The organism is Nocardia lijiangensis NBRC 108240 (assembly GCF_001613045.1).
GTDB lineage: Bacteria > Actinomycetota > Actinomycetes > Mycobacteriales > Mycobacteriaceae > Nocardia > Nocardia lijiangensis.
Window position 1 is genome coordinate 1 of record NZ_BDBP01000150.1, and the last position, 11,271, is coordinate 11,271.

11 protein-coding genes and 1 pseudogene are annotated in these 11,271 nt (G+C 71.0%); 4 read left to right on the forward strand and 8 right to left on the reverse strand.

What is annotated here, in order from left to right; translation table 11 throughout:
- The 3 genes from manB to rfbD all read right to left on the reverse strand — a co-directional run.
- Positions 1-780, reverse strand: a 780-nt coding sequence (gene manB, locus NL1_RS34285; RefSeq protein ID WP_067848675.1) for a mannose-1-phosphate guanylyltransferase, incomplete at its 3' end; no start/stop codon positions are given.
- A 123-nt stretch (positions 781-903) separates the two neighbouring features.
- Positions 904-1,809: a glycosyltransferase family 2 protein gene (locus NL1_RS34290; RefSeq protein ID WP_245673724.1), complete on the reverse strand. Its 906-nt coding sequence runs from the start codon at positions 1,807-1,809 to the stop codon at positions 904-906.
- A gap of 142 nt (positions 1,810-1,951) precedes the next feature.
- Entirely contained in the window at positions 1,952-2,812 is an 861-nt protein-coding gene (rfbD, locus tag NL1_RS34295) for a dTDP-4-dehydrorhamnose reductase (RefSeq protein ID WP_067848676.1), read from the reverse strand.
- A gap of 186 nt (positions 2,813-2,998) precedes the next feature.
- Between rfbD and NL1_RS34300 the strand changes: the two genes are divergently transcribed.
- From NL1_RS34300 to NL1_RS34310, 3 genes are all read left to right on the forward strand, one after another.
- Positions 2,999-4,471, forward strand: a complete 1,473-nt coding sequence (locus tag NL1_RS34300; protein ID WP_084511364.1) for an LCP family protein — start codon at positions 2,999-3,001, stop codon at positions 4,469-4,471.
- Positions 4,472-4,486: 15 nt separating this feature from the next.
- Positions 4,487-5,209, forward strand: a complete 723-nt coding sequence (locus NL1_RS34305) for a TIGR03089 family protein (RefSeq protein ID WP_067848677.1) — start codon at positions 4,487-4,489, stop codon at positions 5,207-5,209.
- Positions 5,210-5,392: 183 nt separating this feature from the next.
- Positions 5,393-6,706 carry a cytochrome P450 gene (locus NL1_RS34310; RefSeq protein ID WP_067848678.1) on the forward strand — a complete coding sequence of 438 codons (1,314 nt, stop codon included), beginning with the start codon at positions 5,393-5,395 and terminating at the stop codon, positions 6,704-6,706.
- Positions 6,707-6,761: 55 nt separating this feature from the next.
- Here the strand turns inward: NL1_RS34310 and NL1_RS34315 are convergent, their stop codons facing one another.
- A complete protein-coding gene (locus NL1_RS34315; protein WP_067848680.1) occupies positions 6,762-8,342 on the reverse strand; it encodes a carboxylesterase/lipase family protein in 1,581 nt (526 codons plus the stop codon).
- A gap of 151 nt (positions 8,343-8,493) precedes the next feature.
- Between NL1_RS34315 and NL1_RS37065 the strand changes: the two genes are divergently transcribed.
- A complete protein-coding gene (locus tag NL1_RS37065; RefSeq protein WP_084511366.1) occupies positions 8,494-8,718 on the forward strand; it encodes an FmdB family zinc ribbon protein in 225 nt (74 codons plus the stop codon).
- Between the two features lie 10 nt (positions 8,719-8,728).
- On the opposite strand, the gene NL1_RS34320 is transcribed toward NL1_RS37065, so the two are convergent.
- The 4 genes and pseudogenes from NL1_RS34320 to NL1_RS38390 form a co-directional block, all read right to left on the reverse strand.
- On the reverse strand, positions 8,729-9,019 hold the full coding sequence (locus NL1_RS34320) for an Rdx family protein (RefSeq protein ID WP_067848683.1): 291 nt from the start codon (positions 9,017-9,019) through the stop codon (positions 8,729-8,731).
- 44 nt (positions 9,020-9,063) lie between these two features.
- Positions 9,064-9,453, reverse strand: coding sequence for a YchJ family protein (locus NL1_RS34325; protein ID WP_067848685.1), 390 nt, complete (start codon positions 9,451-9,453; stop codon positions 9,064-9,066).
- Positions 9,454-9,544: 91 nt separating this feature from the next.
- On the reverse strand, positions 9,545-10,018 hold the full coding sequence (locus tag NL1_RS34330) for a hypothetical protein (protein ID WP_067848686.1): 474 nt from the start codon (positions 10,016-10,018) through the stop codon (positions 9,545-9,547).
- Positions 10,015-11,271, reverse strand: a pseudogene (locus NL1_RS38390) (hypothetical protein); the annotation flags it as partial. The gene NL1_RS34330 and the pseudogene NL1_RS38390, both read right to left, overlap by 4 nt.

Consider the following 11,271-nt stretch of genomic DNA (forward strand, 5'->3'; position numbering starts at 1 on the left):
GCCCGCGCCGGGGTGGACGAGCGATTCGCCGCGCTGGCCGGGCAGTGCGGGCGAGGGGGCGATGCCGCGGACCAGGTCGGCCGAGCCGCGCACGAAGTCCTCGGGGGTGCCCATGTCGCGCCAGTACGACGAGTCGACGTGGCCCTGCACCCGCGCGCCCTCGGCGAGCAGCGCGGGGAACACCTCGCGCTCCACCGACACCGGACGCCCGGAGGGGATCTTCTCGATGTACTCGCGACGGAAGACGTAGCAGCCCGCGTTGATCTGATCGGTCGGCGGATCCTGGGTCTTCTCCAGGAACGCGGTGACGCGGCCGTTCTCGTCGGTGGGCACACAGCCGAACGCGCGCGGATCGGAGACGCGCACCAGGTGCAGCGTCACATCGGCGTTGGTCGACTCGTGGGTGTCCAGGATCGCGCCGAGGTCGGTGCCGCCGAGCACATCACCGTTGAACACCATGACGTTGTCGGCGCGCAGTTTGGGCAGCACGTTGCGGATGCCGCCGCCGGTGCCGAGCGGCTCGGTCTCGGTGACGTACTCGAGTTCCAGACCGAGTTCGGCGCCATCGCCGAAGTGTTCCTCGAACACCTCCGCCTTGAAGGAGGTGCCGAGCACGACGTGGGTGATCCCGGCCTCGGCGATGCGCGCAAGCAGGTGGGTGAGGAACGGCAGGCCCGCCGTCGGCAGCATCGGCTTGGGTGCCGAGAGGGTCAGCGGGCGCAACCGCGTGCCCTGGCCGCCGACCAGAATCACGGCGTCGGTGCCTGGATGTCCTGCCATCAAAGTTCCCCTGTTCACAGTGGATCGTTCCGAGCCGGGCACCGTCCGAGGCGACCGCGTTCCCGCGGCCGTCACCGTGCTGCTACGCCCGGTGGCCGCGGTGCACGCCCGTCGACCGTGCTCCTACGCCTGTTGGCCGCGTTCCTGCGCCAACTCACGCAGCGCAGATCGAACCGCAATCCGGGAGCGAATCGCAAGTCCAGCGCGCAGCGCGAGCCGCAGCGGCGCCTGCCACCAGTGCGGATGCCGGTCGGCCTGGAAGCGGTAGGCGCTGGCGTGATGCGCGGGCAGCATCACCTCGGGGTGGCGCCCCGCGGCATGGCCCTTGGCGTGGGTGACCTCGGCCGTGGGCACGAACACATTGTGCCAGCCCGCCTTGCCCATGCGGTCGCCGAAGTCGACGTCCTCCATGTACATGAAGTAGCGGGAGTCGAAGCCGTCGATCGAGTCGAAAGCGGCGCGGCGCACCAGCAGGCACGAGCCGGACAGCCAGCCGACGGTGCGCTCGGAGATCTCCTCGTTCTCCTGCCGGTAGCGGCGGGTCCACGGGTTACCCGGCCAGACGGTGCCGAGGATGGCGTGACCCGCGCCGTCCAGCAGACCGGGTACCGAGCGCGCCGACGGGTACACGCTGCCGTCCGGCTCCAGCACCATGGGCCCGAGCGCACCGGCCCGCGGCCAGCGCTCGGCGGCCTCGAGCAGCTTGTCGATGGAGTCGGTGCCCCAGCGGACGTCGGGATTCGCGATGACGACGAATTCGATGCTCGGGTCGATCTCGGCCACGGCGCGGTTGATCGCGCCGCCGTATCCGATGTTGCCGCCGGTGCGTAGCAGCCGCACGTGCGCGTTGGCCTCGGCCACCAGCTCGGGCACGCCGTCGACCGACCCGTTGTCGGCCAGGATCACCTGCGGTTTCTCGCTGGTGGCGTGGGCGAGGGTGGTGATGAAGTGCTCGAGGTGCTCGCCGGGTGAATAAGTCACCGTGACGACGGCCAGGCCACCGGGGGCCGCGGATTCGGAAGCGCTCACGGCATGGAAGCCTAGTCCGAACGACGCGACCGCGCGTCCCCCGGTGCACACCCGATGCCAGACCGATCGGTCTTTCCTCGCCCGTGGCGACGGCGCGCCGTGGTGATCGAAAAGGCCACGGGCCGACCGTGTCTCACCGGATTCAGTCCCTGGCCGCGTGCAGCGCGTGGCGCAGCGCGATGCGCCACTCCCGCAGCGGCGCCAAACCCGCCGTCACCCAGGACCGGTCCGACAGCACCGAATAGGCCGGGCGCCGAGCGGGTCTCGGGAACGCCGTGGAATCGCAGGGCCGCACGCGCTCCGGATCGGCGTCGACCTCCTCGAACACCGCCCTGGCCAGGTCGAACCAGCTCGCCACGCCCGCGTTGGTCGCGTGCAGCAGCCGCGGCGCATCGGGCCGGGCGACGAGCTCGAGCAGACCGGCGGCCAGATCGGCGGCGTAGGTCGGCGACCCGATCTGGTCGTTCACCACGTCGACGGTTTCGCGCTCGCGTTCCAGGCGCAGCATGGTCGCCACGAAATCACCGTCGCGCCCGGCGTATACCCAGGCCGTCCGCACCACGTGCGCGTGCGCGGCCGAATCCAGCACGGCCCGTTCCCCCGCCAGCTTGGATCGCCCGTAGACGGTGGCGGGACCGGTCGGATCGTCCGTGTCGTACGGCGCACGCTGGGTACCCGGGAACACATAGTCGGTCGAGAGATGGATGAGCCGGGCACCGGCGCGCGCGCAGGCGGCGGCGAGCACGGCCGGGCCGGTCTCGTTGCCCGCGAACGCGGCATCGGGCTCGGACTCGGCCTTGTCCACCGCGGTGTACGCGGCGCAGTTGAGCACCACGTCACCGGAGGCGATCACGGCACGCACCGCGTCGGCGTCGGTGATGTCGAGGTCGGCGCGGCGGTAGCCGCGGGCACTCGGGGCCAGGCGCAACAACTCCCGGCCGACTTGTCCGCTCGCCCCGGTGACGACGAGACGAGCGGCGGCGGGCGGTACGGCGGCGGTCACGGGCGCAAGTCTGGCACGCCGTGACACCTGCGGGTGCGGTCCCGTGGGGTAACCGTTGGTTAGCCTTGAGCAACGGCTTCCGGGTGGCGGGGTCCAGGGATCGGCGGGGGCGCCGAACGCGGGGGGATCGGGGCGAAATACAGGGCTTGTCGAGAGGATGCGCAGTTGCAGCGGAGGAGTACACCGATGCCGTCGCGACTCGCCGGTGCGGAGGCCGGCGCCGGTTCGTGGGGCCTGGTGCATGCCTTCGTCGCGGTCGTGGCCGCCGTGGTGCTGGTCATCACCGGTTTCGCCTGGCACAGCGTGGACTCGCTGATCGCCAACATCGAGCGCATCGGCGGCCTCGGTCTCGGCGGCGGTAGCGACGGCGCCGTCGACATCCTGCTGGTCGGGGTGGACAGCCGCACCGACGCGCACGGCAATCCGCTCACCACCGCCGAGCGGGCCATGCTGCACGCGGGCGACGAGATGGGCACCAATACCGACACCATCGTGCTGGTCCGGGTGCCCAACGACGGCCGGTCCGCGACCGCCATCTCGCTGCCTCGCGATTCCTACGTCGACATCCCCGGCATCGGCAAGGGCAAGATCAATTCGGCGTACGGCGAGACGAAGGAGACCGAGCGGCAGCAGCTGATCGACCAGGGGGTGCCGGAGGCCGAGGCCGAGAAGCAGTCCACCAAGGCCGGGCGGCAGGCGCTGATCAAGACCGTCGCCAACCTCACGGGCATCACCGTCGATCACTACGCCGAGGTCAGCCTGCTCGGCTTCGTGCTGCTCACCGACGCGGTCGGCGGCGTCGAGGTGTGCCTGAACAACCCGGTCGACGAGTGGATGTCGGGCGCCGAATTCCCGGCGGGCCGCCAGCGGCTGGACGGGCCGCGGGCGCTGAGTTTCGTGCGCCAGCGCCACGACCTGCAGCGCGGCGACCTGGACCGGATCGTGCGCCAGCAGGTGTTCATGGCCCAGCTGGTCGGTCAGATGCTCAGTACGAAGACGCTCGCCAATCCGGGACGGCTGAGCAACCTCAGCGAGGCGGTCGGGCGCACGGTGGTGCTCGACGAGGACTGGGACGTGGTGGCCTTCCTCCAGCAGCTCCGGGATCTGTCCGGTGGTCAGGTCCAGTTCGAGACCATCCCGGTGACCGATCTCAACGGCACCACCAGCGACGGCGAGTCGGTGGTGCGGGTGGATCCGAAGGCGGTCAAGTCCTATGTGGCCTCGCTGGTCGGCGAGCACGCCGAGGAGGCGGCCGCGCCCGGCGTCGACCCGGCGACGGTCACCGTGAACGTCCTCAATGCCAGCGGTACCGGCGGGCTGGCGGGGCAGGTGTCGCAAGCCTTGACGGCCAAGGGTTTCCAGGCGGGCCGGGTGGGCAACTATTCCGGTGGGAGTGTCACCGGCAGCCGGGTGCTCGCGGCGGACAGTGCGGATCCGAGGGCCAAGGCGGTCGCCGAAGCCCTCGGCAAGCTCACGGTGGTCGCGGACCCGTCGATGTCGCCGGACTCGGTGAGCGTCGTGCTGGCGAGCGACTATTCTGGGCCGGGCTCGGCCGCGAGCTCCATGTTCGACTTCTCCGGAACGTCGACGTCGGCGACGCCGGTTCCGCCCGCCCCACCGATCGACGCAGGCCAGAACGGACCGAAATGCGTGAACTGAAACGTGAAGCCCCTGATGCGTGACAAAACCCAGACCTTGAACCTCACCGAGGCGGTTCTCGACCCGATCCTCGCCCGCGAACCCGCGGGACCGCGCGTCACCTACTACGACGACGCCACCGGCGCCAGGATCGAGCTGTCCGGGCTGACGCTCGCGAACTGGGCGGCCAAGACGGCCAACCTGATCCGCGACGAGTTCGGCCTGAGCCCGGGCGCGCGGGTCGCGGTGCTGCTACCCGCACACTGGCAGACCGCCGCCGTACTGCTCGGCTGCTGGTGGGCGGGCACCGAGGTGGTGCTGACCCCCGACCCCGACGCCGATCTGGCGCTGGTGACGGCCGACCGCATCGATGACGCCGACGGCGTCGCCGAGGTTGCCGCGCTCTCGCTGGATCCGCTCGGCGCTCCGATCCGGGACCTGCCGATCGGCATCACCGATTTCGCCACCGCGGTGCGCGTGCACGGCGACCAGTTCTTCCCGCACGGCGCGGGCGTCGCGCTGGACGGCATGCCGGTCGCCGAGGTGCTCGCCGAGGCACGGAAATCGGCCATGCGCCAAGGTTTCTCGGAGGGCGACCGGGTGCTGTCGAGCGCGCCGTGGGACACCGCCGACGAACTGATCAACGGTTTCGTCGCCGTGCTCGTCGCGGGCGCCGCCCTCGTCCAGGTCGCCAACCCGGACCCCGACCGGCGGCAGCGCCGCATCGAATCCGAGCGCGTCACCGCCCACGTCGGCTGATCCCGCGGCCTTCGTAAGTTCCCCCGACCGGTCCGCCCGCGCACCGTGCCGCACGGAGGCGTGCGGCGGCACAGGGCTCGTTCTCCTACTCCGGTAGGAGAACGCGTCCGACCGGAGGACGTTCCACAATCAGGGCGGAGTCCGTACGGTGGATATATCGCACAACGATGGAGTTGGTGGGATATGAAGCCGCAGTATTGGTTGCGTTGGTTGTCGCAGCAGGGTCTGCCGAGACTGGTCCTGCGTACACAGGCGCGCCGCGGTGATCCGTTCTCGCGGCTGATGGGCGGCCCGGACGGGATCGCCGATCCCTATCCGCTGATCGAGGAGATGCGCGGGCGCGGCCGGATCATGCGGACCTCGTTGTCCTGGGCCACCTTCGACCACGAGGTGTGCCGGACCATCCTGCGGGACAGCCGCTTCGGCGTGCGCAACAACGAGAGCTTCGACATCCCCAAACCTCTGCAACTGCTCGCGGACCGCTCGCCGGTGCCTGCGAACCCGGTCGAGCCGCCCTCCATGCTGGTGATCGATCCGCCCGAGCACACGGCCATGCGCAAACCGGTCGCGTCGGCGTTCACCCCGCGCGCCATCGGCAAGCTGCGCGACCGCGTCGAGACGGTCACCGAGGAACTGCTCGACGCGCTGCCGTCCGGCGGTTCCGCCGACCTGATCGCCTCGTTCGCCTCTCAGGTGCCGATCGCGATCATCTCCGAAATGCTCGGCTTCCCCGATGCCGATCGCGCCCGATTCCTCGCCTGGGGCGATCAGCTGACCCCGCTGCTGGACGTCGGCATCCCGTGGCGCGCGCACCACCACGCCATGCAGGCCATGGAGGTGATGAACGACTACTTCGACGGTCACATCGCCCGGCTGCGCCGCGAGCCCGGCGACGACATCCTCAGCGCCCTGGTCACCGCGGGCGAACTGGACGACTACGCGCTGAAGGCCAGCGCGAGCCTGCTGATGGGCGCGGGTTTCGAGACCACGGTCAACCTCATCGGCAACGGCGTCGTGCAGCTGCTCGACCACCCCGACCAGCTGGCCCGGCTGCGCGCCGAACCGGAGCTGTGGCCGAACGCGATCGAGGAAGTGCTTCGCATCGACTCCCCGGTGCAGACCACCGCGCGCACCGCGCTCGCCGACGTGGAACTGCACGGCGCACAGGTGCGCAAGGGCCACACCGTGGTGCTGTCGCTGGCGGGCGCCAACCGCGATCCGAGGATCTTCTCCGATCCGGACCGGTTCGACGTGGCCCGCCCGAACGCCAAGGATCACCTTGCCTTCAGCAATGGCATCCACGCGTGCCTGGGCGCCAGCCTGGCCCGCATGGAAGGCACCTACGCGCTGCGTGCCCTGTTCGATCGGTTCCCCGACCTGCGCCTGGACGGCCCGCCGCAGCGCAGGAAGCTGTTCACGTTGCACGGATACGAGCGGATGCCCGTGCGGCTCGGCCGCCGCGCGGAAGCCGAAGCGCCCGAACCGAGCTCTGTTTGAATCCAGCGCTGGGTCTGAATCCGGCCGTGGGTCCGAATCCGGCCCCGACCGATGCTCAGCTGAAGCCGACGGCCTGATCGCCCCACGCGGTGTGCAGGTCGTGGTCGGGATTGTCGACGACACGATCGGCGGCGTCGATGAGCAACGTGGTGCGCGTCGACGGCCGATAGGGCGGCCAGTGCTTGGAGCCGTCCAGCGCGGCGGGCACGCCGTGCCTGGCGAAGGCCAGCCAGCGGCGCATCATCCGCCCGGACACTTCCGTCGCCTGCTTGCGGCCGCCGAGCCAGAAGGTGGGGTCGTGGTTCAACGTGCCGAAGTTGCCGAACATGTACGGCAATTCGGTGGCGTGCCCGGCGCCGACGCGAGCCGCGCGCAGCATCGGGGTGGCGTGATCGAAGCGGTAGACCCAGGTCATCGTGTGCGCCGCGTGCGCGTCGGCCACCCAGTGCGCGGGCATACGGAACGCCGCGTCGGTCGACATGGCCAGCGCGCCGCGGGTTTTGTCCAGATCGGGGTAGGCCGAGGTGATCTCGGCGATCCGTTCGGCCGACATCTCCGGATGATTGGCCGCCACGTCGCGCAGCATCATGGTCACCGCGTCCGGCGTCACCGGCATGATCGGTGAACGGAACAGCCGGAACAGCGAGGCCTCGTCCTTGTTGGTGCCGATGATGAGCGGAACGTGGTGCGAGTGTCCCCGCTGGAATCGGTCGACCGGGTAACCCGGCAGCAGGTCTTCGTCGACCACCGGCGCCGCGGCCAGCCTGCCCGGTTCCCCGAGCGGAATCTCGTCGAGCAGCAGCCCGGCCGCCTGCACCACCCGCTCGATGGGCAGGTCGATCAGGTCGAGGGCCTGGGACGGGGACAGCTCGAGCAATTCCAGGTAGCGCCGCGCGACGATCGCGGCGCGATCCCGGCCGGACACGGTGGTGGCGGGCGGGCTCTGCGCGATGGCGCGGTGGAACAGCCCCGCCGCGCGCGGCGCGGTGAGCAGCGCCGTCACGCATCCGGCGCCGGAGGATTCGCCGAACAGCGTCACGTTGTCCGGGTCGCCGCCGAACCCGGCGATGTTGTCGCGCACCCATTCGAGCGCCGCGAGCTGGTCGTGCAGGCCGAGATTCGGGGTGAAGCCGTGGAACAGCGAGGACAGGTCGAGGAATCCCAGCGCGCCGAGCCGGTAGTTGACGCTCACCACGACGACGTCGCCGGTCTCGGCGAGCTTGCGGCCGTTGTAGATGGCCTGGGCCGCCGTGCCGAGGCAGTAGGCGCCGCCGTGCAGCCAGACCATGACCGGACGGGGCTCGCCGGATTCTTCGGCACGACGGCTGGGCGCCCACACATTCAGCCAGAGACAGTCCTCGCCCATCCGCAGATCCGAATCGACCGGAACCATGGTGCCCATCGTCTGCGGGGCGATCGCGCCGAACGTCAGGCAGTCCCGCACGCCGTCCCAAGGATCCGGCGGGGTCGGCGGCCGGAATCGCCGCGTCCCGGTGACGGGCGCTCCGTAGGGGATGCTGCGCCAAGTGGCGATCGGTCCGTCGAAGAAGCCGCGCACCCGGCCCGACGTGGTCTCGACGATGGGCTCGGCACCGTCCACATCCCAGCCCCGTTCGATTTCGAACCGAGTGCTCATCGTCGCGCACCTCCTGCCCACGACCCGTGGGTGCGCTGAGGGTTTGCCACACCCCGGTCTGCACCTCGTGATCTCTCTTCGAGAGTACGTGCGGTGCCGGAGTGCCACGGGGAGGACGCATCAACCGTGATCCGGGCGCTACCCTGAGCCGGTGCCGAACTACAGCTTCCGGTGCCGCCACTGCGGTGACACCTTCGAGGTGAATCGCCCGATGGCCCAGTCCTCGGACCCGGCCGTCTGCCCGCGGGGCCACGACGACACGGTGAAATTGCTGACCACCTTCGCCACCGTCGGCCGCGCAGGCGGCGGTGCGCCGCAGGCCCCGACGCCGCCGCCGAGCGGTGGCGGTTGTTGCGGCGGCGGTTGCTGCGGCTGACGCTCGCGACTCAGTCGGAGGGCTCGGCCTCGCGCCGGTCGGCGTGGCCGAGGTCACGGCCGGGCGCGACCCGGTCGCGCACCCGCTGCTTGAGCACGGCGATGTCGGGAAAACCGCCGTCGGCCTTGCGCTCCCACACCTGTTCGCCGTCGACAGTGATCCGGAACACCCCGCCCGTGCCCGGGATCAGTGCGACCTCGCCCAGTTCGGTGGCGAAGGTGCTCAGCAGCTCCTGCGCCATCCAGCTGGCCCGCAGCAGCCAGCGGCACTGGGTGCAGTACTCGATCGCAACACGTGGCATAGGGGTCGACGCTACCGAAGCGCCGTCGCCGGCGCGCTGCGCGCTCACGGCTCGACGACCCCGTCGAGGTAGACCCACGCGCCGTTCTCCCGCGCGAACCGGCTGACCTCGTGCAGCGAGCCGCGTCGGCCCTCGGCGCGGTAGTGCGCGACGAACTCGACCGTCCCGGTGTCGTCGAACGGCCCGCCGCGTTCGGTGCGCACGATCTCGAGGAACAGCCACCGCTGGCCGGGATCCAGCTCGAGCCGCCGCGGTCTGGTCCGCGAATGCCAGGACCGCCGCAGGTAATCGACGTCGCCGACCGCGAACGCGGTGTAGCGCGAACGCATCAGCGCCTCCGCCGTCGCCGCGGGCCGCGCGCCCGACAGCGCCCGACCGCAGCACTCCTGGAACGGCTCCCCGCGACGGCACGGACACGGCTGCGACTCATCCATGCCCGGATTCTCCCCCCGCCCGCACTGCCCCGCCGCGCACGGCCCGTGGCTGCTCCGCTGCCCGCACCGAGCAGCCCGTACCGAGGGACCGTCAGTCCGGGACGATCTCGGTGCGCACCCAGACCGAATCCCCGCGGCCGACCCTGGCAAGCACGCCCGCGATGGCGGCGGTCTGCTCGCGCCAGCGCCGCAATTCGGTGACGCTCGGCGCGAGTTCGTAATCGTGATGGTGGGCGGCCCTGGAGAGCGCCGCCCACACCGCGGCCACCTGCGCGCCGGTCTCCGGTCCCGCGTAGACGCGCAGCGCGAGCAGCTGGGCGCGCATCGGGCAGCGCGCCAGTTCCGGTGCGAGGCGCGCCCACAACTCGTCCACCGCCTGTTCAAGGGCGAGCCGCAGAATCCAGGCCGTGGCCCGCGACCACACGCCGCCCGCCGCGGTCACCTCGCCGTCCAGCAGCCGATCCACCGCGTCGAGCCGCTCGGCCACCGTCGGGCGCGGCGCACTCGGCTTCGATCGGCGCGGCCGGGCGGGCGGGCGCCGCCGCGGTCCGCGCTGCCCGGTCACCGAGCCATCCAGGCGATGAACCGCTCGGTGTTCGCGATCAGCTCACGCATGCCGCGATCGATGGGCACGTGCGCGCCCGCCGTCACGTCGCGCAGCGCGCCGACCAGCCATCTGCCTTCCCGCGCAAGGTGTTTGTTGAGGTTGTCGACGTTGTAGGACACGCCCATCACGGCCAGCGCGACCATGGCCCTCGTGGTCTGCGCGCCCTCGATGTGCCGCTCCACCTCGCGGTGGTTCATGCCGAGCGCCAGCAGCTCGCGCCGCGCCCTGGCCAGGCTTGCCGCCTCCACCGCGGACCGGCAGCACGTCGCGACCAGCTCGTCCGCGATCGCCTGCGGCAGCTGCGGGGTGCGCACCAGCGACCGCGCGTCGTCCAGGTAGCGCCGCACCGGATCGCTCGACGTACGCACCTCGATCACGGACCGTTCGCGCCGCTGCACTTCCAGCACGCAGGCGTCCAGCTGCATCCGGCGCACCGCCTCGGCCAACCGCTCGTCGTGGGTGAACACCACGACCTGCCTCGTCCACGCGACGAACGCGAGCACCCTGGCCAGCCCGTCCACCTTCGCCGGGTCCATGGCCTGCACCGGGTCGTCGATCATCACGAAACGGAACGGGCTCTCCTCCACCGTCGCGCGCGGCAGGAACAGCGAGAGGCCGAGCGCGTGCAGCTCGCCCTGGCTCATCACGCCGAGCGCCGCGCCGTCCACCTCGTCGACGGTGACGTCGAGCAGCACCCGGCGCGCGGTGCCCGCGTTGCCCTGCAAGCGAATCGCGCCGAGTTCGACATTGCTCTGCTGACGCAGGGTGCGCCAGACCCAGCGCGCGGTGGTCTCCAGCGGGGCCATGCGCTCGTCGCGCAGACCCGCCGTCGCCGATTTCAGCCAGTCCTCGGCGCGCTTCAGTGTGCGCAGTTCGCCCGCCCGCATCGCGACCTCGCGCGCACCGTCCAGCCAGGCCGCGATCCGCGGCACCAGCGGCGCCCACACCTCGTCCAGGCGATCGAGCTCCTTGCGGGTGCCCTGTTGCAGCAGCTCCAGCTCGTCGACGAGGCGGGTGTGCGCCCAGCGCAACCGTTCCGGCAGTTCCGGCGTGTACTCCACGCGGCTCAGCGCGGCCCACTCCATCCAGGCGCCGCGCACCGCGGCGGTGTCGACGGTGGGCGGATTGCGCGGATCGAAATCCAGCTCGGGCGGCACCTGGTCGGGCAGCGCCCGCGCGGCGCGCACCGCGTTGCGCAGCTCGTCGCGGGC